Origin of the sequence: Micromonospora sp. NPDC093243 (genome assembly GCF_044753725.1) — a bacterium.
Taxonomy (GTDB): domain Bacteria; phylum Actinomycetota; class Actinomycetes; order Mycobacteriales; family Micromonosporaceae; genus Micromonospora.
Map to the genome: position 1 here is coordinate 22,607 of NZ_JBIVNT010000014.1, position 24,028 is coordinate 46,634.

Consider the following 24,028-nt stretch of genomic DNA (forward strand, 5'->3'; position numbering starts at 1 on the left):
GGGGCGGGCGCGGATGCCCGCCGATGTTGACGCCCCCGACAAGGTCGCCTACGGCCTGACGTTTCGGCAGCTGGCCGTCCTCGCCGTCGCCGCCCTCGCCTTCTACGGCGCCTGGCAGGCCCTGCACCGGGTCGTGCCGGCGCCGGTTCTCGTCGGCGCCGCCGTGATCCTCGGCGGGCTCGTCTTCGGCATCGCGGTCGGCCGGCGCGACGGCCTGCCCCTGGACGTGTGGCTGCTCGCCGCCGTGCGCCACGCGCGGGCACCGCAAGCGTTGTCGACCACGGACACCACGTCGAAGACCCCCAACTGGGTGCAGGCCCCACCGTCGAAGGTGATGCTGCCGGCGCCGTTGACGCTGCCCGCCGACGCGATCGACGACAGCGGGGAGATCTGCCTCGGTGGGGCGAGGGCGGCGATGGTCGCCGCTACGAACGTCAACCTCGCCCTGCGCACCGCCGACGAGCAGGCTGCCTTGGTCGACACGTTCGGCCGCTGGCTCAACAGCCTGTCGACACCGACGCAGATCGTGGTGTCTGCGCAGCCGGTGGACCTGCACTCCCACGCCCGGACGCTCGCCGCGGCGGCGGGCGGACTGGGGCATCCAGCTTTGGGCGACGCGGCCGCAGATCACGCCCGGTTCCTCGACGAACTCGCCACCCGCCGAGATCCGCTGCGCCGGCAGGTCCTCATCGTCACCCGCACCACCACGGCGGGCGAGCACGCGGCGCGGCGCCGCGCTGACGACACCGTCCGCGCATTGTCCGCTCTCGGTGTCACCACCCGCGCCCTCGATGGGGCGGCGGTCACCGCGGCGATCGCCGCCGCCGCCGACCCGTACCGGCCCGCCCGCCCGGGCGGGCTGGCCGCCCCCGACACCGTCATCACCGCCTCAACACCCCGCGAGCCCGGCCCGCCCGGAAGGAGCCGACAGACATGAGACTGCCCTACCAATCCCGCCCCATCGAGCAGCGCCGGCGGACGCGCGGGGTGGCGGCGAGCGTCGCCCCGGCCGCGGTGGAGGTGACCCCGCGGATGCTGCGCGTCGGCGATGGCTACGCCGCCACTCTCGTGGTGACCGGCTACCCGGCCGAGGTCGGTCCCGCCTGGCTGGAACCGCTGCTGTCCTGGCCGGGCCGCCTCGACCTGGCCCTGCATATCGACCCGCTGCCGGCCCCGCTCGCCGCCTCCCGGTTACGCAACCAGCGTGCCCGCTTCGAGTCGTCGCGACGCGCGGACGCCGACGCGGGGAAGCTGGCCGACCCCTATGTGGAGGCGGCGGCCGAGGACGCCGCCGACCTCGCGCACCGCCTCGCCCGCGGTGTCGCGAAGCTGTTCCGCGTCGGCCTCTACCTGACCGTGCACGCCCGCAGCGAAGACGAACTCCTCGAAGCATGCGCGCAGGTGAAAGCCGCTGCCGCGTCCACGCTGATCGAGGTGCAGCCGGCCACCTGGCGCCACCTCGCCGGGTGGACCACCAGCCTGCCGCTGGCCACTGACTCGCTGCAGATGCGCCGCACCATGGACACCGCCGCGCTCGCCGCGGCGTTCCCCCTCGCCTCCGCCGACCTGCCCGCGCCGCTGCCCGGCGACCCGCCCGCCGAAGGCGGCGTGCTGTACGGGGTCAATCCCGACTCGCAGGGCATCGTGTGGTGGGACCGGTGGGCGCAGGAAAACCACAACTCTGTGGTGCTGGCCCGATCGGGCGCCGGCAAGTCGTACTTCGTCAAGTTGGAGATCCTGCGCAACCTCTACCAGCAGGTGCAGATCTCGGTCATCGACCCCGAAGACGAGTACCTGCGCCTGGCCGATGCGGTCGGCGGATCGGTGCTCCGGCTGGGGGTGGCCGGGGTGAAGGTCAACCCGTTCGACCTGCCCGCCGGGGACACGCGCCCCGACGTGCTCACCCGGCGCGGGCTGTTCCTGCACACCCTCATCAGCGTGCTGTTGGGTCAGCAGCCGTCCGCGGCGGAGCGGGCCGCGCTGGACCGGGCGATCCTCGCCACCTACCGCAGTGCGGGCATCACCGCGGATCCGGCCACCCATCACCGCCCCGCACCCCTCCTACGGGATCTCGCTGCCTGCCTGCACGGCGACGGCGATCCGGCGGCCGCGCAGCTGGCCGCCCGCCTTGCCCCCTGGGTGCAGGGGTCGTTCTCGGAGCTGTTCGACGGGCCTAGCACCACCCGCGCCGACGGGCACCTGGTGGTGTGGTCGCTGCGGCACCTGCCCGACGAGCTGCGCACCGTCGGCACGCTGCTCGCGTTGGATGCGATCTGGCGGCAGGTCGACGCCCCCGGCCGAGCCGGGCTGGCCGTGCGGCGGCTGGTGGTGGTGGACGAGGCGTGGCTGCTGATGCGCGACGGCGAGGGCGCTCGGTTCCTGTTCCGCATGTCCAAGGCCGCCCGCAAGCGCAACGCCGGCCTGACCGTGATCACCCAGGACGTCGCCGACGTCCTCGGCACCGACCTCGGGCAGGCCGTCGTAGCGAACGCCGCCACCCAGGTGCTGCTCAAGCAGGCGCCGCAGGCCATCGACGCCGTCGGCGACGCGTTCGGCCTCACCGCGGGCGAGCGGCGGCTGCTGCTCGCGGCGCGGGTCGGCACCGGCCTGCTGATCTCCGGCACCAACCGGAGCAGCTTCGAGGCCATCGCCTCCGACGCCGAGCACCTGCTCTGCACGACAAGCCCCGGCGACCTCGCCGACCTCGACGACGAGGGAGACGACCTGTGACCCCCCACGCCATCGCCATCGCCATCGCGGCTCTCCAACCACCCACGCCGGCGCCCAGCCCAACCGGGCCGGGCGTCGGCGTTGTCGTACCACCGGCCGACCCGACCCGCCGGGTCCTCGACACGGCAGCCTGGGCGGGGCAGCGGCCGTCGCTGCTCGCCGTGGCCGCCGCTGCCCTGCTCGCCGTCGCCGGCGGGCGTAACCTCCTCGCGCTGTGGCGGCACCGCCGGCACGGCGACGGCGCCCGTCTCGTGACGATCGCCCCGCCACCCGAGGTCGACCCGCACAGCGCGCAGGCGTTGTGGGCGAACCTCGCCGGCACCCTCACCCCCTCCCGACGCCGCCGCTGGATCTACGGCAGCCCGCACGTGGTGTGGCAGTACACCTGGACCGGCCGGCGACTGTTGATCTCCATGTGGGTGCCCGGCACGGTGCCACCCGGCTCGGTCGAGGCAGCCGTCCGCGCCGCGTGGCCCGGCGCCATATGCACGACAGACGACGCTCCCGGCGCGCCGATCCCACTCGGCGCGGCGGCGGCGGTGGGAGGGCATCTGCTTCCCACCGCCGCGGAATGGCTGCCCCTGCACACCGACCACGACAGCGACCCGCTGCGGGCGCTGATGTCCGCCGGCTCCGGGCTTCGAGCGGACGAGCACGCCTGCGTGCAGGTCCTCGCCCGCCCCGCCACAGCCCGCCGCGCCCTCCGCGCCCGGCGGGCCGCCGCGCGGCTGCGCGACGGCAAGACCGCCATCCCCGCCGTCAACCCGGCCGCGCCGCTGCTCTGGCTCATCGAGCTGTTCCTGCCCGCACGCACCGCCGGCACCACCCGGCCCGCCGCCGTACGCCGGCGGGACCCGGGAGTGGAACGCGACGTGCGCGCGATCCTCGACAAGTGCACCCACCCGCTGTGGGATACCGCGATCCGCTACGCCGTCGCCAAGGACAGCCAGCGCGCCACCACCGACCCGCGGCCCCGGCTGCGGGGCATCGCCGACACCATCGCCTCGTCCTTCGCCGTGTACTCCGGCCGTAACCGCCTCACCCACCGGGCCCGCATGTCGGCACCCGCCGCCGTGCTGGCATCCCGGCGACTCGGCGCCGGGTTCCTCACCTCCACGCCCGAGCTGGCAGCGCTCGCCGCGCTGCCGCGGGACCTGGCAGTGCCCGGCCTTGACCGGGCCCGGGCCAAGTCCATGCCCACTCCCGTCGCCGTGCCCACCGGTGGGCGCGGCACGAAGGTGATCGGCGACGCGCAGGTCGGCGGTCACGGCGTCGCCCTGTCCGTTCCCGACGCCCGCTACCACCTGCACGTGGTCGGCTCCACCGGCAGCGGGAAGACCACGCTGCTGGTCAACATGGCCGTCGACGACATCAAGGCCGGCCGCGGCACCGTCGTCATCGATCCGCACGGCGACATGGTCCTCGACATCCTCGACCGGCTCCCCGCGTCCGTCGCCGACCGCCTCGTCATCTTCGACCCGGACCAACCGAACCCGCCGAACATCAACCCGCTCGCCGGCGACGACCCCGACCTGGTCGTGGACAACCTCGTGTCGATCTTCGGGAACATCTTCGCCAAAGCTTGGGGACCACGAATGGATGACGTGATGCGGGTGGCCTGCCTGACCCTGCTGCGCCACGCCAACGTCACCCTGCAACACATCCCACCCCTGCTGAACTCGGCGCAGTTCCGCTCGGCGATGACCGTCCACCTCGACGACCCGGCCGGGCTGGCGGGGTTCTGGCAGTGGTACGACGAGCTCAACCCCGGCCTGCGCTCGCAGGTCATCGGCCCGGTCCTGGCCCGGCTGCGGGCGTTCCTGCTGCGCGACTTCGTCAAACGCACCATGCGCTACCCGACATCCAGCTTCGACATGGGCAAGGTCCTCGACGGCGGCGCCCTACTCGTCCGGATCCCCAAGGGCCAATTGGGTGAGGACACCAGCAAACTGCTCGGTTCCCTGGTCCTGGCGCAGGTGTGGCAAGCCGCCACCGCCCGCGCGAAGGTCGCCCCGGAGAAGCGGCGGGACGCCACCCTGATCATCGACGAGGCGCAGAACTTCCTGACCCTGGCCAACAGCCTCGACACGATGCTCGCCGAAGCCCGCAAATACCGGCTGTCCCTGGTGCTGTCCCACCAAGACCTCGCGCAGTTCCCCAAGGACCTGCTCGCCGCGGCGTCGGCGAACGCCCGCAACAAGATCTACTTCTCGTGCGCGCCCGAGGACGCCCGCGTTCTGGCCCGGCACACCCTGCCGGAGCTCGACGAGCACGACCTGACCCACCTCGACGCCTACACCGCCGCCGCCCGCCTCATCGTGGACGGCCGGCAACTACCTGCGTTCACGCTGCGCACCCGCCCACCAAAGCCGGTCATGGGTGAGGCCACCGCGATCCGGGAGACGGTCGCACGCGGCGTCAAGGCCCAGAACAGCAGCGCCATCGACGCTCTCGTCGAGCGTTGGTCCCAGGCCCGCGACGACACAGGCGGGAGGGCCCGGGGCGGCAAGGGCCGCTCCTGACGGGCCCAGAAGCCGAGATAGGAACGCGACGCTGGCGCGTCAGCGTCTGTCAGCGTCACAAGATCGACCCTGCTCTGCACCTTCGGTCAGCTCTTCGTCGCCTCTTCACCACCGGTCAGCCCGTGCTGCGGGAAGGATGCCGCGGCGCGGGCCTGTCAGTGCTGCACAGCCGACGTGACCGGCCACGGTCAGGGCGGTCACTGATTCCAGACACCCCTCCCCTGGGAGGGGCCCCTCCTGCTTGCCCTGAAAGGGAACCGCATGTCCTCCGCACTCCCCAATCCGCAGCCTCCTGACTCCACCGAGCCCCCGCCCGAGCCCGTCGCACCCGTGCGCTCAATATCGTCTCGGCGTCTGTCCCGCCAGGAACGGCTCGAGCTTCTGCGGCGGCTGACCCTGCGCGACCGTGAGCTGCTCGCCTGGCTCGCCGAGCACTACCTGCTGTCCACCGACCAGATCGCCCAAGCCCTGTTCCCCTCCCGGCGAGCGGCGCTGCTGCGCCTGGCCACGCTGCGTTCCATCGAGGCGGTCACCCGGTTCGTCGACGTCACCACCGGCACCAGCCAGCACCTCTACGCCCTCGGACCCCTCGGCGCCGTCCTGCACCCCACCGCCTACACCGACCCCGACCGGCCCGCCGCGCGGCCGCCGCGCAGCAACGTCGAGCGCACCGAACGCATCGTCGGCAGCTCGAAACTGCGCCACCTGCTCGGCGTCAATCAACTCTTCGTCGACCTGCACGCCTGCACCCGCACCGACCCGAACACCCGGCTGCTGCGCTGGTGGTCCGAGCAGCACGCGACCGCCGCCTACGCCGCCGCCGACATCCGCCCCGATGCCCACGGCGTCTGGTCCGCCGGCGCCCGCACTGTCGGGTTCTTCCTCGAACACGACAACAACACCGAAAACCTGGGCAGGGTGCTGCGCAAGCTGCGCGCCTACGAACGCCTCGCCGAGTTCGGACCCCGCTACCCCGTGCTGCTGCGCGTGCGCGGCCGCCGCCGGGAGGCGAATCTCCTGCGCGCCCTGGCCGGTCTGCCCAGCGCCATGCCCGTCGCCACCGGCGTCCACGGCGAGCACCCCGCCGGCCCGGCCTGGACCCTGACCACTGACCCCGGGCTACGCCGCTGGCTGCACGAGCTGCCCAGCGACCACGGCCCCGACAACGCCGCCACCAACCCGCACCGCTTCACCGACCCCGACACCGACGACTGATCCTGGGTGTCGCTAGCCGCCCGCCCCTGTCTGACGGCGCAGGCCACGACCCGTCTCGCGGCGCGCGGCGAGTGGCGGTGCAGGTGCGGCTGTTAGACGGGGCCTCGCCCTGACAGATCCGTCGACTCCGACAGGCGACGACCCCGACACCGCACCGGCCGGACCGAGCGGCTGACAGTGCTGGTCAAGGCCGGTCTCCCCCCACGAGGCGGACGACCGGCGCTGACAGAGCCTCCCGCTACCGTTTGCGGCAACACCACACCCCACACAGCGCTTCACCCGGTTCGGTCCCACTGCAAGGGATCTCCCCGCCGCACCCCAGCGGTATGCGACGCTCACCCGCCTCTGGCCGGTCGGCACGCGCCCCACGCGGCGAGATCCTGACAGTCGCACCAACCACCACTCCACGTCCTGCGCGCCTTGACCCGACCCATGCACCCGGTGGGCCGGTCAGTCCTGCGTGCCCACACGCACCCAGTCTGAGGAAGGACCGTGCTTATGTCCGCTGTCAACGGCACCCCGCTAACCCGCCACGGCAGCCGCGTGCCCGCCATCCCGCCACGACCCGCCGCCACGAAGGCCACCCCGGCACCCCAGCCGGCCCGTGCCCGAGCCACCACCACCGCGTCGCGGCCGACCGTCACGCCGGTGCCGAGCATCAACACGATGATCGTGTGCCTGCCCGACGAGCTGCCGGCCGAGGCGCTCACCAGCCAGCACCTCGCCACCCACTTCGGGGTCACCGGCACCCTGACGGCCCTGTTCTGGGCGGCACCGCGGCTGCGGCTGTGGCAACGCCAGCAGATGATCGGCCTGCGCAGGGGCCGCCCCGCGCCGTGTGCGGGCGGGCCGGTGCGGCTTCTCGACCTGCCCGGCATGCGCCACGCCGCCGCCGTCGGCGCCGGCATCCGCCATCAGATCTGGCAGCAGGTCGTGCACGGCACTCGAGCGGCGATCCCCTGGCCGGTGTTCGCCACCCGGCATCTCAGCGAACCCGACCGCTACCCCTACGACACCGCCGTGGCCGACTTCCACGCGCAGCCCCGCGTCAACGCCATGCGCATGCACGCCGCCGCCACCCCCGGCCCGGGCCAGCCCGCCGTGGGTGAGCTGGAGATGTACCAGGCAGGCCAGATGGCATACCAGCACTACCGCGCTGCCAGCGCCGTCGCCGGTGACGCCCTGCTCACCGTCGACGGCCGCGAACTGGCACCGGCCAGCGACGCCCTCGCCCACCGGGTGACCTACCTGGAGCAGGCCCTGGCCCACCTCGACTCCGTCGACGCGGACCAGCGGCTACTCGCGGTCGCCCTGTAACACCCCTAGGCGGCAAGCCGGACGGACGAAAAGCCCTGATCCCTGCCCCAGGGACACCAGCCACGTCGTCCAGCCGCCGCGTCCGCCCAGACGCAAACCCCTCAACACCAGGAGGTATCCACTGATGAGATCACGACAGCGCGCCGGCGCCATCCGCGCGGCGCTCACCGCCATCGAAGACGACGCCGACAGCCGAGGCTGGGACAACCTGCCCGCCCTGCTCGGTCTGTTCGACGCCACCACCCACCGCCAAGAGCCCCGCCTCGAGATCGACGAACTCGCCGTCGACCCCGCGTTCTGGTGGCTGCACGCGCAGACCGTTCCCGGCATGCGGCTGCCGTACTGGGTCGGCCTGAAGACCCTCACCGCCCGCCTCACCGCCGCCGACGCCCAGCCCTGGCTGGCACGGTGGGCGCACGCCGGGCAGCGGCGCCTCATCGGGCTGGCGTTCCTGGCCGAGGGCCTCGACACCAGCGACAGCGGCCGCCGCGACGCCGCCGCACACGGTCTTCCCGACGACCCGGACGGGGTGCCGGTGCGGGCGCTGACCGCCTGCGACATCGACGGTCGGCACTACCAGATCCTGCGGCTGCGCGGCACCGCCACCACCACGACCGTCGTGCTGGACGACCCGCCGGCCCGGGTGCGGGCCACCGTCATCCCGGCCTGCCTGCACCGCCTGCTCACCGCCGCACGCGCCTGACCGCGAGTCGACCACGAGGGGCGCCAACACTCGCCTCCGCGGTCGGGGCTGACCCGCCGGACGTCCAGGTAGACGCCTACGGTCTCGCCGCGTCCGCGTCGGCGGAAACCCACCCGTACGCGGCCCCTGTGGGGCATCTGTCTCATGCCACCGGCCCCAGCCATCCGCCGGACGCCGCCATTGTCTGCGGCCTCGGCTCGCGTCGGTGTGCGCCCGCGTCAGCGTCCGGCCGGACCGACCCCACGACCCGCCGCGTGGCGTGCAGGCCCCCCGGCCGGGCGCCCCGGGCCGGGGGGCCGCACCGAGCCCGGCCAGCACCAGGCCGTCCTTTCCTCTTCCACCCCCTATCTCGACTGATCGGGAGGCCCACCTGTCATGTCCAAACGACTGTGGTTCCGCGTCGAGGACGTGCTACCCCTGGCAGAACACGCCCTCGCCTGCCCTACTCACCGCCTCACCCGTACCCAACTGGCCGCAGGCAAGTCCAACGGCCCGGCGTTGACGCTCACCCGCACCGGTGCCCGCGGGGTGCTGCGGTCCAACGGCGTCCCGGCCTGGCACACCCCACAGGGCGACGAGCAGGTCGCCGTCAGCACCTTCTGGCGCCCCAGCGGCCCCAGTTCGGGCAACGAGCCGGCAGATGACGTCTACCTGCCTGTCGGGCCCGCGGGTCCGGCCGGTCGGCGGGTGATCGACGTCCTGCGCGCCGGACGCGACCTCGAGCAGCCGTGGCTGGCCATCACACCCAGCAGCAGGCACGGCGACCCTCTCGACGTCACGTACGTTCAGGTCCTTGACCGGCGCGCGGACGTTGCCCCGCTCGGCGTGCTCTGGCGACCCGCCATGGTCACCTCACCGCAGGTCGCCGGCCGGTCCTATCCCGCGCTGGTGGCCGACGGCTACAGCACCGACGTTGGCGGCCTGATCTGCCGCTTCGACCCGCACACCGCCCGGCTCATCGCCTCTGACCTTGGCGGCGGGTGGCGGCTGGGCACCATGCCCGGGGAGTACCCGCTGCTGCGCTTCACCGGCGGCACCCTTCTGCTGCTCGAGGAACGCGACACCGGCGGTGAGACCCTCCTCGACGTCGACGACCGCTGCTACCCCGACCGGGACGGCTACTACAGCATCGGCGCCTACCGGTGGCTCTGGCACACCGACACCACCTCGGCGCTCCCTCTGCGCGCCCGGCTGCGCCTGCACCTGGCCGCCTTGGCCGCGCGTACCCGCGCGGTCACCGCCACCCGCCGGCAGCGTCCACGGACCGCTCCCGCCGCGCCCCCGCTCTAGAACCGGCCGCTCGACTTGATCAGCGCCACGTTCGAAGCGTGGATCAGTGCTGACCTCCACAACCGGAAAGGAATGCCCATGACCGACACACCGGGGCCAACGCCGGCGCACACCACGTGCAAGGTCCTCGCCGCGCTCGGCGAACTTGGAGAAGCCACCGCGTCGGCGGTGGCTGAGCGCGCCGGCCTCGGCTACTCCACCACCACGGCGAAGCTGCGCGCCTGGGAGCAGACCGGGCAGACCGAGAAGCTGCCCGCCGACGGCAACCGCACCGTGTGGCGGCTGACCGCCGCCGGCCGCACCACCACCGCCACCTCGGGCCTGCCACCCTTGCCAGACGCGGTGGCCGACACACCCGTGGACGAGCCCGCGCTGAGCACGGCGGACCCCGGCGTGCCGGTCGACGCCGGCCCAGCCCTCGATCAGGACGGCGAGCGGCCGGTGCCGCCGGGCGAGCCCGCAGACGACGAGCTTCCGGGTCCCACCAGCGATGCTTGCGCCGCGCCGTCCACGTCGCGCGGCGACGGCGAACAACCGCCGCCAGCGCAGGCGGATCAGGACGGTCAGCAGGCCGACCCCGGTCCGGGCGACACCGGCGCCGCGGCAGACGCCGACCCCGTCAGCGAGGTCCCGTGGATGGGGAACGGCCGGCGGGCGAAGGGGTCCCTGCGGGCAGCGGTGCTGGACATTCTCGAAGCCCACCCGGACCGGCAGTACAAGACCGGTGAGCTGAGCAAGCTGATCGACGCCGCGAACGCCGGCACGAGCGCGAGGAAGGCCAGCGCGGGTGCGGTGCACAACGCGGCGGTCAAGCTGGTCGCCGCCGGTACGGCGGTGCAGACCGTGGAGCGCCCGGCCACCTTCCAACTCGCCCCCGCCGCCGACGGCCGATAGCCGCCACATGTCAGGTAGCCCAGGGGCGGACGTTCAAGTTTGGCGGCTTCACGTCCGCCCCCGGTGCTCCTTCTACGAAAAGGAGCGATCTCAGTGTCTCCCATCGTGCACGCCATCGTCACTGCCGTCGGCGGGATCCTCGCCGGCCTCGCCCTCGCCGCGGCCCTGCTGTGGCGGCAGCAGCAAGCCCTCCAGGTGGCTCGCTACCAGGCCAGCCACGACGATGTCACCGGCCTGCCCAACCGGCGGCTGTTCCTCACTCGGCTCCGCGCCGCGCTCAGCGAGGGCGCGCCGTGCGGGGTGGTGCTGCTGGACCTCGACCGGTTCAAGACCGTGAACGACACCTTCGGCCACGACACCGGCAACCTGTTGCTGCACCACGTCGGGCGGCTCCTCGCCGGCCTCGACGCGCCCGTCGAGATCGTCGCCCGACTCTCCGGCGACGAGTTCGCGCTGCTGGTGCGCGGCGACCGCGACGAGGTGGCCGCCGTGGCCCGGGCTGCCTGCCAGGTGATCGGCGGTGCTCCCCTGCGCAGCCGGACCCACGAGATCGGTGTCCGCGCGTCCGTCGGCTACACCCACACCCGCGTGCCCGCCCCACCCCGCCAGCTGCTCGCCGAGGCAGACGCGGCCATGTACCAGGCAAAACGCGACCGGTCCGGGGTGCACGGCCATCACCCGTTGGCCCCGTCCGGCGGACGCAGCCGCGACCGCCACTGACCTTCCGATGCCTGAAGGACCCCGCAGCCGCCGGCTGCGGGGTCCTTTTCCTTTCCCGCCCCTGACAAGGGAGACCCTGTGTTGTCCTTCACCGACGTGCACGGTCTCGCCGGTTGCCTCCTGGCCGCCGACGCTGACGCCGAGATGCTGGGCTGGGGCCAGCCCGCGACGCTGCTGTTCCTGCACGGCCTGCCCTCCATCGGGGGCACGACGCGGATGTGCGCGATGCGCAGTGTGCAGTTCCCGCTGCACCGCGACGACCTGCTCACCGACCCGGCGGGGCTGCCCGCGCTGCTGCACCGCCTCGCCGCCGACCTGCACGACCCGGACACGCCTACGCCCTACCGGGCCACCTTCGACACCATCCTCCGGCTGATCCGCGCGGGCACGCCGGACGCGCGGGTGCTGGCCTGGGCCGCCTGCTACGACACCATCCACACGCTCGATGGCCAGCCCCGGCAGGCCCGCCGCATCGACGCCGTCGACACCGACGGCCGCGTCTACCAGCTCACCCACCTACATGGCGAGGACCATGCGCTGCTCGGTGTCGACGACACCCCCGACCCGAGCGACACCCCCTACACCAGGCCCGGCCTGCGCTCACTGCTGATCGCCACCGCCCGCTACACCCAGGCCAGCACGGGTGTGGGCACGGCATGACCAGAGCGCAGACACCCTCGACCGACCCCGACGAGCCGATCTTCGGCGTGTGCGGGCCCGACGGCGCGTCCATCTGCTGCCGGATCTGTGGCGCCGTCGACGAGGTCACCGTCCACGAGGTGCCGTCCATGGCCGGCTACGGCGAGGACACCTCGATGACGTGTAAGCGCTGCGGATCGGTCGAGACCACCGACCCGATCTTCGGTTGGCGCGCCACACCCGCCACCTGGCCGCCCACCCCGGATCACGAGCAGCCATGACGACCATCCCCGACCGCATCCGCCTGTCGCTGAAGGAGTCCTCTCCCGTGAGCACCCACTGCTACATCGGCGTCATCACACCCGACAATCCGCGGCTCGTGCACGCCCGCTTCGTGCTCTTCGACGGCCAGCCGAGCGTCGTGCTGCCGACCCTGGCCGCGATCTGGGCCGGCCACGCCCGGTACGACACCCCGGCGCTGATCACCGCGATTCTCGCCGGCGACTGGGAGTACCTCGACCCGGACATCACCGCCACCACCGGCTCCGGGATCGCCCGGCAGCACCCGGTCCCGGGCGTCGGCATGACCCTGGCCTGCATCAACGACGGCACAGTGGACGGGGCGGAACCCGTCACCGTGTTCCCGCTGTGCCACGCCGCGCACCTCGACGCCGAGCGGATCTACCTCGTCGAGGCCGGCACCGCCACGATCGGCGTACACACCGGCGACGGCAGCCTCGTCGCCGGCTACCAGCTCAGCGACTGCCTGCCCCCGCCCACCGAGAACCGACGCCCGCCCACTGGTCCGCGACCGACGGTGGGAGCGCCGCGGTGAGCGCCCGCGCCCTTGCCGGGGTCAGCGTCGGGGTGATCGTCGTGCTGGTGCTGTGCGCGGGCGGTATCGGCGCCCTGTTCACTGGCGGTGGTACCGCTTCGGCCGCCTGCTACAGCGCGGTCGGCCCGGACGGGCAACCGCTGCTGCCCACCCTCACCGTGTCCCCACCCGCCGGTGGCGCCGGCGGGTGGACCAGCGAACAGACGGCCTACGCCGCCGCGATCGTCGCCGCCGGCGCGGAGCTGACGGTGCCGCCTCGGGGTTGGGTGATAGCCCTGGCCACCGCCATGCAGGAATCCACGCTGCGCAACCTGTCCGGCGGGGACCGCGATTCCGTCGGCTTGTTCCAGCAACGCCCCTCCCAAGGCTGGGGCCTACCTGTCCAGCTGCGGGACCCCCGCTACGCGGCCGGGAAGTTCTACCAGGCGTTGCTGGCCGTCGACGGGTGGCAGGCGATGGCGCTGACCGACGCCGCCCAGGCGGTGCAGCGCTCGGCCTACCCGGGCGCCTATGCGAAGTGGGAGGACGATGCGATCGCCCTGGTTCGCGTCCTGACCGGGGGCACCCCTGCCGGGCCCGTCGCGGCTGATCTGGAGCAGGCGATGAGCAACCCGCTGTGCCTGTTCGACGGCGGCGACGGGCAACCCGGCGCCGAACAGGTGCCTCTGCCGGACGGATTCACTCTCCCACTCGGTACCCCACCGCAGATTGTGACCGCCATCGGGTGGGCCCTCGGTCAGGTCGGCACCCCGTACACCTTCGGCGGGGACTGCACCGCACCTCGCTCCGGCGTCCCGGCTCGCCAGTGCGACTGTTCATCCCTCATGCAGCAGGCCTACCGGGCCGCCGGGATCTCCCTGCCCCGTGTCACCCGCGACCAGGTCCGCGCCGGCCAGCCGGTCACCAACTACCGGGACCTGCGTCCGGGAGACCTGTTGTTCATTCCCGGCGGCCGCGGCAGCGCCACCCGCCCCGGCCATGTCGGCCTTTACCTCGGCCGCGGGCTCATCGTGCAAGCCCCGCACAGCGGCGACGTCGTCAAGATCGTCCGCTTGTCCGCGTGGGCCGACCAACTTGCCGCCGTACGCCGAGTCATCACCTAGCCCGGAACCCATTAGGAGACACTCTGATGGCACATCACCTCTTGGCGGTTCTCGTGCGCGCCACCGCCACCGTCACCACCATCGACGCCCACCTCGCCCGGCCGATGCGTCTGCTCACGCGCTTGCACCCGATCGATGGCTACCGGCTGGGTGGGCAGGTCACCGGAGCGTGGAACCCCGACTACGATCCCGCCACCGACCCGAACAACTGGCACACCTGCGAAGCCTGTCGCGGCACCACCCGCATCAACGGCGCCGCATGCCGCCAATGCAGCGACGCCGTCGAGGCCGGCCGACCGACCGGCACGGTGGTGCCCTGGAGCTACACCGACTGGACGCGGTACCCCGGCGACATCGTGGCGCTGCCACGGCTGATGCATCCCGGCTGGCGGTTCGCGCCGGGCCGCACCCCCATCGCCTGGGTCGACCTGGCCGGCGTCGTGTGGATCGGCACCGGCGAGGCCATACTCACCGGCACCGACACCGGCGACATCCCGCCGCCGTTGCGGGCGGTGTTCCGGGATCTGATAGCCGGGCGTCGAAACCCTGACCCTGCGGCGGCGGCCGCGGCGGCGCGGCATAGGCCCACCCCGGCCGACTGGTCCGCGCCGTGGCGGCACCCCGGCCGCTCACGGCGGGACCGGACCCGGTTCAAACCGGCGGACTGGTCGGTGGCGGTCGTCGATGCCCACTCCTGACTACCTGCCGGCGCGCGGCAGCACCGCCGTGTTCTCCGGGCCATGGCTGCGCTACGCGCCGATCCACGGCGCCCACCGCTACTACGAGGGCTACGTCGCCACGGTGCTCGGCTGGTGGAACGGCGTCTGCGAGCTCAGCATCGACGCAGAGACGGCGAGCGCCCTCGCCAAGACGTTCACCGCGATGGCCGACTACGTGGGCGGCGACTGGCGCACGGTCGACTTCGACGGACACGTCCTCACCGTCGCCCGCCCGCCGTCCCTCGGCGGCGGCGTCCACCGCGTCGAACCGGCCAACGGGCGCTATCGCATCGGCTGGGGCCTGCCCTGGCTATCCGTCAACCCCCAGAACTGCGACCACGTCTTCGGGACATCCAGCAAGGTCGGCCGCGTGCGCCGCGCCCCCGCCGCGGACGCCGACGCGGGCTGGGGGCCTGTGCTCGCCGCGCTGCACGCTGCCGGCGCCACTGACGGGCGAGACGCCGCCGCCCGGTGGGCCCAGCACGCCCTCGACGCCCGGCGAGGCAGTGATGCCACCAAGACGGCGCGGCAGGTGTTGGCCGAAGCCAGCGACATCGACGCGCCGATCCTCGACGGGCTTCCCACCGCTGACCGGTACCGCCTGATCGAGGACTCCGACCGGTACGCCGAGCACGCCCCACCCGGAGCCCCTGCGTGGAAGCAGTTGACCGCGCGGCAGTGCGACCAGGCGCGGTGGACGTGGTGCGACGGGTACGACGACGCCGCGCACGCCGAGGCAGCCCGCCGGTGCCGCATGTTCCTACACCCCGACGGCGACGACCGGGACCTCAGCCACGTGCACCCCGACCAGGTGCGTCTGGGTGGACCGGGAGTGTTCGCCGGGGACTGGGCGTGGACACCCAACCCGAACGGTGAGCTGCGCATCCCGGTCGGGTTCGCCGGCACCCTGGTCGACACGTGGAACGGGTGGGCGGTGTTCACCTGCACCCGAGAGGTCGCCGAGGCAATCGTCGCCGACCAGCAGGAGGCCCGCGACCGCTACCGGCAGCACCTCACGCGGGCGGTGTCACCGGCGAGCGCCTGGAGCAGGCGGTCGACGAGTCCATGGCACGGCTGTGGTTCGACGGCACCGCGATCGTCGTCGACGAGACACGGGTGCACGGCGACTCCGACGCCATCGAACGGATCGCCCCTGACGCGGACGGCCGGTACACCGTGATGGGCCGCGCGTGGACCTGGACGGCGGTGCACCCCTACGACTGCGACCGCATCGCCGGCATCATCCTCGACCCGCCCGCCGTCGAGGCCTAACCCCTCGTGCATCACCATTCCCGACTGCGAAAGGAACTACGCCTGTGCTCGATGACGGCGACGAGTTCGGCGAGTACGCCCACGAAGAGCTGCTGCAAGCCCTCGTGGCGCGGCTGCTCACCGGCAGTGATCTGGACCAGCTCTGCGACGACGCCGACCTGCCTCATCTCGTCGGAGACGACGGCACGCCCGTGGTGATCACGTCCGCCCGCGTCTACCGCGACGCCGGCGTCCTGACCCTCGACCGGGGCGTCTGGCTGGAACTGTCCGACGGCAGCGTCTTCGGCCTTACCGTACAGATATCCCGCCGCCCCCACGGCGAGGTCACCCTCCACCGCCCGTAGCCCAGTAGCCCCGCAGCACCACAACGGCTTGATCAATCCGGTGCCGGGTGCGTTCCTTGTCGTCGTCCGCCGGCCGGTGACGGCGACACCTGACCAGCAGCCCTAGCGCCAATCTTGTTTGCTGCACACATTTCGCGGAGGTCGCTGGCCGCCCTTGTCACAGGGCCGCGTCCGCCACCGCCGTCTCCGCCGCGCGGACACCGCACCACGCCTGCCCGCGCACCCGGAGACGGGATGCGCGGGCCCAACCCTGATGACAGGAGATTCCGTGGACCCTGCACCCTCACCCGCCAGCACCGCGCCCGCCGACGCGGGCGGCGGGCGCCGCCCCGGCTACCTCTACCGCCTGGTCGCCGCCCACCTCGCCGCCCACCCCGACCAGGTCCTCAAGGTCGGCGAGATCACCACCGCACTCTCCGTGCCCTCGACCGGCGCGGTGTTCGACGCATTGAAGAAGATGGCCGCAGCTGGCTACGCCACCCACCACACCAAACCGCACCGCTTCCAGATCACGCAGGCGGGCATCGACGCCGCCGGCACCATGCCGCCACCCGCGCCCCGCTCCCCCGGCAACGGTGGCCCGCGGTCAACGCGACGGCAGCCCGTGGCCCGACCCAACGGGGACCTGTACTTCCCGCGCAAGCTCGCCGGGGCCACCGACGTGGACGTGCTGCGCCGGCTGCGCGACAAGCGCATCCCGGTGCTGCTCTACGGCCCGCCCGGCACCGGCAAGACCGCCCTCGTCGAAGCCGCGTTCCCGGACCTGCTCACCGTCGCCGGCACCGGCGACACGGTGGTGGAGGACTTCCTCGGCAGCTTCATCCCTCTGCCCGACGGCGGGTTCGAATTCGTCTACGGGCCCCTCGTTGTAGCGATGCGGGAAGGGCGGGCGTTGCTGGTCGACGACGCCACCCTCATCCCACCGAAGGTCCTCGCCGTCCTGTACCCGGCCATGGACGGCCGGCGGGTCATCACCATCCCCGGCTACCGCAACGAACGCGTCGAGGCCGTCGACGGGTTCTACGTCATCGCCGGGCACAACCCCGGCGTACACGGCGCCATCCTGACCGAGGCCCTCGCGTCGCGGTTCGACGTGCACATCGAGGTCACCACCGACTGGGACCTAGCCCGCCACCTCGGCGTCCCCACCGCCGCCGTCCAAGCGGCCGTCGACCTGAACCAGGACCTGGCGGCAGGGCGGATCTCGTGGGCGCCGCAGCTGCGCGAACTGCTCGGCTTCACCCGCGTCCGCAAAACCCTCGGACTGCCCGCCGCGGTCGCGAACCTGGCCGGCCGCGCCCCGGACGAGGACCGCGAGCAGGTCACCGCCGCCCTGCGACACCACTTCGGCACCGAGATCACCGCACTCACCCTCGGCAAGCAGCGCTAACCGCCTTCTGGAAGGAGCACCGATGCCTCACCCTCATCATCTGCAACCACGGGCTGCCGCCCTCGCCGCGAGCGACCCTGCCTGGCGGGACTGGAGCGACGCCTGGACCCGACACATCGCGGTCCTGACCGGACACGCCGACCTGACCGTCACCGTCGCCCCCGGCGCGGGCGGCGGCGCACCGGCCTGCTTCTACCCCCACGCCCGCCGCATCGAAGTCGACGCCACCCACATCGGCGCACCCGACATCGCCAACCCCCGCCGGCCCGGCCACAAGCGGCTCGTGCCGACCGCGTACGGGCTGCTCGTGCACGAAGCCGCGCACGCCGCCCATAGCCTGTGGGCGGCACCGCCCGGCACCCCGCCAGTCGTGGCTCACGTCGCCGACCTGTTGGAGGAGTCCCGCGCGGAGCACCGGCAGCGCGGCAGACGGCGCGGCGACCGCCGGTGGCTGCGCCACACCGTCACCACCCTGCTCGACCCCGGCGACGCCGGAGTGGACGACGCCTGGCACGCCGGCGCCCTCGCCGCGCTGCTCCTCGCGCGGGTCGACGCCCGGATCGTCACCGCGAAGGACATCAAGGGTGTTCGCGCCGCCGTCACCACGATCCTCGGCCGCAAGCGGCTGCTGCAGCTTCGTGACGTGTGGCGACAGGCGCACCTGACCGCGGACACCGACGCCGAGCAGATGCTCGACCTGGCGTGGCGGTGGTGCCGGATCCTCGGCATCGACCCGCATCGGCAGCCGCACCCGCCGGCCCCGGACCCCGGAGTGTTCGCCGGCCTGCTCGCCCAAGCCCTCGCCGACTACCTGGCCCACACCGCCGGCCTGACCCCGGCCCAGTACCGCGACCAGGAGATCACCGCCCGTCACTCGGCGCCGACGACGTGGACCCGCCGCGAACCCACCGACGGCGAACGCGCCGCCGCCCGCGACCTCGCCGCGCGGCTGGCCCGGGCCCGCACCCACTCCCCCGAACCCGACACCCGGCCCAGCACGGTTCCGCCCGGACGGCTGCGCACCCGCCACGCCATCACCTCCCGAGCGCAGATCGCCGCCGGGGCGATGCCCACCGCCACCCCGTGGCAGCGCCGCACCCAGGTGCCGCCACCCAAGCCGGCCCTGCACCTCGGGGTCATCGTCGACGCCTCCTTCTCCATGCACCCGTGGGCGGCACCGATGTCCTCGGCCGGGTGGATCCTCGCCCACGCCGCCCGCCGCAACCGCGCCGTCACCGCCACGATCGCCTTCGGCAGCGACGTCACCCTGCTCGTCGGAGCTCGGCAGCAGCCCACCCACGTACTCGAGCTTGCCGCGACCGGCGGCAGCAGCGGATTCACCGACGCGGTGAAACTCGCCGATCAGCTGCTGCAGCTGCGCCAGCCCGGCAGGCTGCGGATGCTCGCCGTCGTCTCCGACGGCGACCTGCCCGACATCGAACCCGCGCAGCGGCTCATCACGACCCTGCACCACGCCGGGTGTCCGGTGCTGTGGCTGCGCCCCGCAGACCTCGACGGGCACACCTTCACCGACACCACCACGCTGCTGGTCGCCGACCCGGTTCAGGCCATCGGCCACATCGCCGACGCCGCCACCACCGCCCTCGAACAAGCCTGACCCGCACTCAACCTTTACCGCTGGCCTCCCAGTGCGGCGGTGCCACAACCGCTGCGATCACCACCTTCTCCGCGCGTTGAGAGACCCGCCTCTGCCGCGCTTGTCCTTGCTCGCACCGCCATCGGCCGTTGCCCGGTCACCGCGCGCTCCCCTGCGCACCCCCGGGCACGGCCGAGAAGGCCGTGCCCGGGTTCCCACCACCGAAGGGAACCCCCATGACCAACACCGCCCATGCCTACACCGTCACCCGCCCTGCGCGCGGCAGCCGCCAACCGAGGATCGCCGTGATCGGCGGATCCCTCACGGGGCCCGTCGCCGCGCTCCTGCTGCTGCACGCCGGCTTCGACCACGTCGCCGTCTATGAAGCCGCGCCCGCCACCGCCAATCTCGGCGGCGGGCTGATCGGTCTCGAACACGCCGCCCTGGACGTGCTGGACCGCCTCGGCGTCAGCCAGGACGAGTTCGTCGCCCACGACTCGGAAACCATCTGGCAAATCCCCATCCGCGACCGCCGCGAAGCCGCCGGGCGGCGGCGGGTCTACCCGGGACGCAACACCACCTGGACCTTGCTGCACACCGCTCTTGCCCGCCGCCTACCCGCCGGGCTGCTGCACACCTCGCACCGTCTCACCGGCCTCGACGCCAGCACCGGCCAGCCGACGCTGCAGTTCACGAACGGCCACAGCGCCGCCTGCGACCTGGTGGTGTTCGCCGACGGACGGTCCTCCACGGGCCGGCGGCTGCTCGACCCCGACCGCGCCCTGCGCTACGCCGGCTACGTCGCCCACCGCGGCCACGCCCACACCCCGCCCCCAGGGCTGCGCGACTTCCTGCGCCTCGAACCGGGCCCCGGCTGCCAGTACAACGTCGCCCCGGTCCCCGGCGGCCTGGACTGGACCCTCTACCTCAACGCCAGCCCCACCGAGTACAGCGACCGGTTCGGGGCCCCGCCCACCCGCCGCCTGTTCGCCCTGCCGCAGCACGTCAGCCCCGCCGCCCGCGCCCACGTCGATACCCGGGCCGAGCAGCTCCTGCCGGCCGAGCACGCCGCCACCGTGCACGCCACCACCACACGCATGGCCGTTCCCGTCATGGACATCGACCCGCCCACTCGCATGGTGTGGCCCCTCGGCGGCGGGCACGCCGTGCTGCTCGGCGACGCCCTCGCCCCGGTGCGCCCCCACACCGCCCGCGGCGCGAACAACGGGATCGAGCAAGCCGCCGGGCTCGTCGCGGCCCTCGCCCAACACCGCAAGTACCGCGCCGACCTCGACGCGGCCCTGCACGGCTGGCAACGGCGCCACCTGCCCGCCGCCATCGCCGCCGTCCACCGGGGACCCGCCATCGGCGCGCGACTCGGTCTCGGCGACACAGCCCCTGGCACCGTCCGCTGACCGGCCCAAGCCCCCCTGCTCACGGCCGCCCCACCCCGTGCACGGCGACTTGATCGGTTCGGAAAGTCGAGCGTCACTGCACCCGGCCGCCGCCCCGGCGAACCCGACAGCGGCATCCCCACACCCGCTGGCCGGGGCGGCGGCCACCCGACGCCGACGAAAGGCAACGCGAATGGTCCAACCGCACCGCCGTGCGGTACCCCGCACCGTCACCGACGTCCCGCTGTGGCTCCTCGCAGCCGACGTGACCGCCGCCCACCCACCCCACCCCGAACGACCGGGCCGGTGCGCGAACCTGCGATGCGTCGGCGAGGCATACCCGTGCCGGCCCGCACGTGACGCCCAGCGCGCCTACGCGGCTGCCAACCGCCCCGTCCTACTGGCCCGCGGCCGAGCCCGGCTGGCGGCGCCGATCGCCGCCGCGGCCACCCGATTCGTCGGCTGGTTCCATCCCAGCGCTCCGACGCCCGCGCCACCGCAACCGCGCACGACCCCGTCATTGCGCGCCGCGTAACGCCAGCCCCCGCCGCCCTATGCACCGGCGGCCGGTCGGGCCGCCGGATCCCCACCAACCTTGGAGCAAGCATGAGTTTCCGGGCCGAGAAGACCCTCACCGGCTATGCCCGTGCCGCGGTCGACCTGCGCCTGCAGATGAGCGAATACTGCCGCAGCCGGTTCGCCGGACAGTACCTGAGGGCGTGGCTGGAATCCCACGTCAGCGACGACGGCGGCCACAGTCCCGCCGTGCTCGACGCGTTCAGCCGCATCGTGCACCAGCCTTGGCGTGACGGCCAACCGTATGTCCTCGCCCCGGCTATGACCGCGATCATCGCCGCCGCCGCTCAAGCCCTCGACCTGACCGGCGACACCATCGGCAACGACATGGCCCCCAGCGACGCCGGGGTGCTGTTCCTACCCGAGCCGATCTACGAACGCGGCGTCCACGGCCACGTGACCTCCATCGGCGCGATCACCTGGGCCAAGGTCCACAACCGCGACACCGGACGCACCGGCTGGTGGATCACCGGCTGGGCCGACCGCGACGACCCCCTCGACCCCGCCGCCGCCCGCCGCCGCGACCAGGTGGCCGAAGCGCCGCACCTCGCCGCCCAGTTCGGCCCCTAAGTGCTGAACACTTTCGCCGACATCTCCATCGGCGTCCCGATCCCGACGCGCGACGACCTACCCGACACCACCAAAGAGGACTGGGCATCCGCGCCTGACGGCCGGTTCTGCATCGATGAGTCCGCCATGCGCACACGTGCAGTCGCGGCGATCTGTTACGCGTTCTGGCGCATCCAAGAACAACCCATCGCCACCGTCGCCAACCCGCCTCTGGACCGACCCGCGCGCCGACGTGCCCTGCGCGCCAGCCTGCGCCACGACACCCGCGTGGTCATTGCGACGCACCAAACCCGTCGCCGAACCCACCGGAGAGGCGAAATGGCACTACCGGGTGAGGTTCATCGTGCGCGGGCACTGGCGGCGCCTCGTCAACGCCGACGGTCAGCCCTACCGCATCTGGATCCACTCCCACATCAAAGGCCCCGACGGTGCGCCCCTGCTGCTCGGCGAAACCGTCTCCGTTTTCGCCCGATGACCCCTTCAACCGCAAAGCGCGGCCACGGGCGCGCTCGCTACTCAGGAGAACCTGCCATGCCGGACTCCGGATACCCCTTCGACACCCGCAACCGCGCCTACCAGCGGTTCCTCACCTTCGCCGGCGAGCATTTCGAAGTCGTGAGCTGGGACAGCGCCATCACCGGCCGACCGGCCATGATCACTTTGATCGACATCGGCAGTCGCGACGCCTTCAGCTTCGCCCTGGTCGATAGCGCCGAGGACCGCCGACCCCACGCGCTGCTCGCCGTCACCACCACGGCCGCCCTGACCTTGCACGGGCCGATACCCGGCCGCTCTGCCACCGCCGACTACGCCCCCCATCTGGCCATACGCGACGCCGACATCGCCGCCACCACACCCGTGGCCCTCCACGACCCCACCGAGGCGCACATCAGCGACGACGAGTGGACAGCTGTTCCCTCCGACATCGCAGCAGCAGCCCGCACCACCACCCTCGACACGACCGGCGTCGCACTGGCTTTGCTGGACCGTGACCGTGCCCACCTCACCGTCGTCGGCCCCTTCCCGAGCGTCGCCGCTGCCGACGCCTGGCAGCCCGCCGGCGACGGCTGGCCGCGGTCGACCGGCTCCTCCTCCCCGTCCACACCCCCGCCCCGCCGGCGTAACCGCTCCCAGCGGACGACCATCACGCACGCGCCCGGCGCCGCTGTTGACGCCATCAACGGACGCCCGCCCGATCCCTGCCTCCCCGGTTGCCAGCCACCTCGGCACCCGTGCACTCAGCGCAGCTCCGCAATCCGGAACACCAGCGAGGGTCTTCGCCGAACGGCGGCAACCCTCGCTGATTCAGGAGGACAACACGATGCAGCCTGTACCCCCACCCGACGAGCCTGACGAGACCGACGTCCGCCAACCCCTCAGCGTCGGTGACCCGGCCCTCGGCAAGTCACGGCTACTGTCGCGGCAGTGCGACACGTGCATCTTCGCCCCGGGCAATCGGATGCACCTCACCGCCGGGCGGCTGCGTGACCTCGTCACCGAAACCCGCGAACGGGAGTCCTTCGTCGTCTGTCACGACACACTCCCGCACTACAAGTACCCCAACGCCAAGCCGGCGATTTGCCGCGGCTTCGCCGACCGCTACCGCACCCAAGGCCTGCAACTCATCGAGCGTCTCTTCGGCTTCGTCGAGGTCGACCCGCCGCAGCCACCCCAGCCCGACACTCCACCGCCGCAGGGAGGTGACTCGTGACGGCAGGGAGGAGCTCATGCGCCGCGAGAGCGAAAAGACCAGCTCGACCGGCTGGTCGTCGCCTCATCCGGCCCGCCGACCGTGGTTCAGCCTGGCTGACACCACATCCATTTTCTCTTCCGGGCCGGTAAGGCCGTCATCTCCTCCTTCAAGGAACTCGACTGGGCGCGGGCGATGCTGCACGGGTCAGCTGCCGGATCGGCTGGTTCGTCAGCGTCCGCAACGCCAACAGGTCCCGCCCGGCCGGTCCCGACCGCAGCGCCCGGGCCGCACCGGGCCGCCGCATCCACCGCACCCGCAAGGGCAGCCAGCCCAACAGCACCACCCCGAGCGGAAACACCAGCAGGGCCAGCGACAGCGCCAACGACAGATCCCCGACCAACTCCTGCTGGCCCCGGCCCGCCCCGCCTCGGCCATCGCCCGCGCCGCTCCGGCGGCCCGCTCGAACGGCTAGGTCACCTCGTCACCCACCACCGACACCCGGCCG

Annotated in this window: 24 protein-coding genes; 23 read left to right on the forward strand and 1 reads right to left on the reverse strand. The window is 72.7% G+C overall.

What is annotated here, in order from left to right; genetic code table 11:
• Positions 1-13: 13 nt before the first annotated feature.
• The 23 genes from ACIP9D_RS31955 (at position 14) to ACIP9D_RS32065 (ending at position 23,541) form a co-directional block, all read left to right on the forward strand.
• Positions 14-937 carry a PrgI family protein gene (locus tag ACIP9D_RS31955; RefSeq protein WP_350877092.1) on the forward strand — a complete coding sequence of 308 codons (924 nt, stop codon included), beginning with the start codon at positions 14-16 and terminating at the stop codon, positions 935-937.
• Complete coding sequence (locus ACIP9D_RS31960) at positions 934-2,730, forward strand: helicase HerA domain-containing protein (RefSeq protein ID WP_350877052.1); 1,797 nt, start codon at positions 934-936, stop codon at positions 2,728-2,730. Before ACIP9D_RS31955 ends, ACIP9D_RS31960 begins: the two co-directional genes overlap by 4 nt.
• A complete protein-coding gene (locus ACIP9D_RS31965) occupies positions 2,727-5,252 on the forward strand; it encodes a helicase HerA domain-containing protein (RefSeq protein WP_350877050.1) in 2,526 nt (841 codons plus the stop codon). The genes ACIP9D_RS31960 and ACIP9D_RS31965 overlap by 4 nt, the downstream gene beginning before the upstream one ends.
• Positions 5,253-5,582: 330 nt before the next feature.
• Positions 5,583-6,467, forward strand: a complete 885-nt coding sequence (locus tag ACIP9D_RS31970) for a replication-relaxation family protein (RefSeq protein ID WP_400451373.1) — start codon at positions 5,583-5,585, stop codon at positions 6,465-6,467.
• A 498-nt stretch (positions 6,468-6,965) separates the two neighbouring features.
• Complete coding sequence (locus ACIP9D_RS31975; RefSeq protein WP_350877048.1) at positions 6,966-7,784, forward strand: hypothetical protein; 819 nt, start codon at positions 6,966-6,968, stop codon at positions 7,782-7,784.
• A gap of 124 nt (positions 7,785-7,908) precedes the next feature.
• Entirely contained in the window at positions 7,909-8,487 is a 579-nt protein-coding gene (locus ACIP9D_RS31980; protein ID WP_350877046.1) for a hypothetical protein, read from the forward strand.
• A gap of 375 nt (positions 8,488-8,862) precedes the next feature.
• On the forward strand, positions 8,863-9,777 hold the full coding sequence (locus tag ACIP9D_RS31985; protein WP_350877044.1) for a hypothetical protein: 915 nt from the start codon (positions 8,863-8,865) through the stop codon (positions 9,775-9,777).
• Between the two features lie 78 nt (positions 9,778-9,855).
• Positions 9,856-10,671: a MarR family transcriptional regulator gene (locus ACIP9D_RS31990; protein WP_350877042.1), complete on the forward strand. Its 816-nt coding sequence runs from the start codon at positions 9,856-9,858 to the stop codon at positions 10,669-10,671.
• 93 nt (positions 10,672-10,764) lie between these two features.
• Positions 10,765-11,391, forward strand: coding sequence for a GGDEF domain-containing protein (locus tag ACIP9D_RS31995; RefSeq protein ID WP_350877040.1), 627 nt, complete (start codon positions 10,765-10,767; stop codon positions 11,389-11,391).
• A 78-nt stretch (positions 11,392-11,469) separates the two neighbouring features.
• Positions 11,470-12,051 (forward strand): hypothetical protein, encoded by a 582-nt coding sequence (locus tag ACIP9D_RS32000; protein WP_350877038.1) that lies wholly within the window; start codon positions 11,470-11,472, stop codon positions 12,049-12,051.
• Entirely contained in the window at positions 12,048-12,311 is a 264-nt protein-coding gene (locus ACIP9D_RS32005; RefSeq protein ID WP_350877037.1) for a hypothetical protein, read from the forward strand. The genes ACIP9D_RS32000 and ACIP9D_RS32005 overlap by 4 nt, the downstream gene beginning before the upstream one ends.
• Positions 12,308-12,865, forward strand: a complete 558-nt coding sequence (locus ACIP9D_RS32010; RefSeq protein ID WP_350877035.1) for a hypothetical protein — start codon at positions 12,308-12,310, stop codon at positions 12,863-12,865. Before ACIP9D_RS32005 ends, ACIP9D_RS32010 begins: the two co-directional genes overlap by 4 nt.
• Positions 12,862-13,968, forward strand: coding sequence for a C40 family peptidase (locus tag ACIP9D_RS32015; RefSeq protein ID WP_350877033.1), 1,107 nt, complete (start codon positions 12,862-12,864; stop codon positions 13,966-13,968). The genes ACIP9D_RS32010 and ACIP9D_RS32015 overlap by 4 nt, the downstream gene beginning before the upstream one ends.
• A 26-nt stretch (positions 13,969-13,994) precedes the next feature.
• A complete protein-coding gene (locus tag ACIP9D_RS32020; protein WP_350877031.1) occupies positions 13,995-14,666 on the forward strand; it encodes a hypothetical protein in 672 nt (223 codons plus the stop codon).
• Positions 14,653-15,867 (forward strand): hypothetical protein, encoded by a 1,215-nt coding sequence (locus tag ACIP9D_RS32025; RefSeq protein ID WP_350877029.1) that lies wholly within the window; start codon positions 14,653-14,655, stop codon positions 15,865-15,867. Before ACIP9D_RS32020 ends, ACIP9D_RS32025 begins: the two co-directional genes overlap by 14 nt.
• Positions 15,868-16,003: 136 nt before the next feature.
• Positions 16,004-16,303, forward strand: a complete 300-nt coding sequence (locus ACIP9D_RS32030; RefSeq protein ID WP_350877027.1) for a hypothetical protein — start codon at positions 16,004-16,006, stop codon at positions 16,301-16,303.
• 268 nt (positions 16,304-16,571) lie between these two features.
• Positions 16,572-17,693 carry an AAA family ATPase gene (locus ACIP9D_RS32035; protein ID WP_350877025.1) on the forward strand — a complete coding sequence of 374 codons (1,122 nt, stop codon included), beginning with the start codon at positions 16,572-16,574 and terminating at the stop codon, positions 17,691-17,693.
• Positions 17,694-17,715: 22 nt separating this feature from the next.
• A complete protein-coding gene (locus tag ACIP9D_RS32040; protein WP_350877023.1) occupies positions 17,716-19,311 on the forward strand; it encodes a VWA domain-containing protein in 1,596 nt (531 codons plus the stop codon).
• 215 nt (positions 19,312-19,526) lie between these two features.
• Positions 19,527-20,705: an FAD-dependent monooxygenase gene (locus ACIP9D_RS32045; RefSeq protein ID WP_350877022.1), complete on the forward strand. Its 1,179-nt coding sequence runs from the start codon at positions 19,527-19,529 to the stop codon at positions 20,703-20,705.
• Positions 20,706-21,290: 585 nt separating this feature from the next.
• Positions 21,291-21,830, forward strand: coding sequence for a hypothetical protein (locus ACIP9D_RS32050; protein WP_350877020.1), 540 nt, complete (start codon positions 21,291-21,293; stop codon positions 21,828-21,830).
• Positions 21,831-22,161: 331 nt separating this feature from the next.
• Complete coding sequence (locus ACIP9D_RS32055) at positions 22,162-22,305, forward strand: hypothetical protein (protein ID WP_350877019.1); 144 nt, start codon at positions 22,162-22,164, stop codon at positions 22,303-22,305.
• Positions 22,306-22,361: 56 nt separating this feature from the next.
• Positions 22,362-23,183 carry a hypothetical protein gene (locus tag ACIP9D_RS32060; protein ID WP_350877017.1) on the forward strand — a complete coding sequence of 274 codons (822 nt, stop codon included), beginning with the start codon at positions 22,362-22,364 and terminating at the stop codon, positions 23,181-23,183.
• Entirely contained in the window at positions 23,152-23,541 is a 390-nt protein-coding gene (locus ACIP9D_RS32065) for a hypothetical protein (RefSeq protein WP_350877015.1), read from the forward strand. The genes ACIP9D_RS32060 and ACIP9D_RS32065 overlap by 32 nt, the downstream gene beginning before the upstream one ends.
• A 148-nt stretch (positions 23,542-23,689) precedes the next feature.
• Here ACIP9D_RS32065 and ACIP9D_RS32070 read toward each other — a convergent pair whose 3' ends face one another.
• Positions 23,690-23,905 (reverse strand): hypothetical protein, encoded by a 216-nt coding sequence (locus ACIP9D_RS32070; protein ID WP_350877013.1) that lies wholly within the window; start codon positions 23,903-23,905, stop codon positions 23,690-23,692.
• Positions 23,906-24,028: the final 123 nt, after the last annotated feature.

What these genes read in the sequence shown, in the direction of transcription:
- ACIP9D_RS31955 (WP_350877092.1), top strand. Translation starts at nt 14, where the DNA reads ATGCCCGCCGATGTTGACGCCCCCGACAAGGTCGCCTACGGCCTGACG.
- ACIP9D_RS31960 (WP_350877052.1), top strand. Translation starts at nt 934, where the DNA reads ATGAGACTGCCCTACCAATCCCGCCCCATCGAGCAGCGCCGGCGGACG.
- ACIP9D_RS31975 (WP_350877048.1), top strand. Translation starts at nt 6,966, where the DNA reads ATGTCCGCTGTCAACGGCACCCCGCTAACCCGCCACGGCAGCCGCGTG.
- ACIP9D_RS31980 (WP_350877046.1), top strand. Translation starts at nt 7,909, where the DNA reads ATGAGATCACGACAGCGCGCCGGCGCCATCCGCGCGGCGCTCACCGCC.
- ACIP9D_RS31985 (WP_350877044.1), top strand. Translation starts at nt 8,863, where the DNA reads ATGTCCAAACGACTGTGGTTCCGCGTCGAGGACGTGCTACCCCTGGCA.
- ACIP9D_RS31990 (WP_350877042.1), top strand. Translation starts at nt 9,856, where the DNA reads ATGACCGACACACCGGGGCCAACGCCGGCGCACACCACGTGCAAGGTC.
- ACIP9D_RS32005 (WP_350877037.1), top strand. Translation starts at nt 12,048, where the DNA reads ATGACCAGAGCGCAGACACCCTCGACCGACCCCGACGAGCCGATCTTC.
- ACIP9D_RS32010 (WP_350877035.1), top strand. Translation starts at nt 12,308, where the DNA reads ATGACGACCATCCCCGACCGCATCCGCCTGTCGCTGAAGGAGTCCTCT.
- ACIP9D_RS32020 (WP_350877031.1), top strand. Translation starts at nt 13,995, where the DNA reads ATGGCACATCACCTCTTGGCGGTTCTCGTGCGCGCCACCGCCACCGTC.
- ACIP9D_RS32025 (WP_350877029.1), top strand. Translation starts at nt 14,653, where the DNA reads ATGCCCACTCCTGACTACCTGCCGGCGCGCGGCAGCACCGCCGTGTTC.
- ACIP9D_RS32040 (WP_350877023.1), top strand. Translation starts at nt 17,716, where the DNA reads ATGCCTCACCCTCATCATCTGCAACCACGGGCTGCCGCCCTCGCCGCG.
- ACIP9D_RS32045 (WP_350877022.1), top strand. Translation starts at nt 19,527, where the DNA reads ATGACCAACACCGCCCATGCCTACACCGTCACCCGCCCTGCGCGCGGC.
- ACIP9D_RS32050 (WP_350877020.1), top strand. Translation starts at nt 21,291, where the DNA reads ATGAGTTTCCGGGCCGAGAAGACCCTCACCGGCTATGCCCGTGCCGCG.
- ACIP9D_RS32060 (WP_350877017.1), top strand. Translation starts at nt 22,362, where the DNA reads ATGCCGGACTCCGGATACCCCTTCGACACCCGCAACCGCGCCTACCAG.
- ACIP9D_RS32065 (WP_350877015.1), top strand. Translation starts at nt 23,152, where the DNA reads ATGCAGCCTGTACCCCCACCCGACGAGCCTGACGAGACCGACGTCCGC.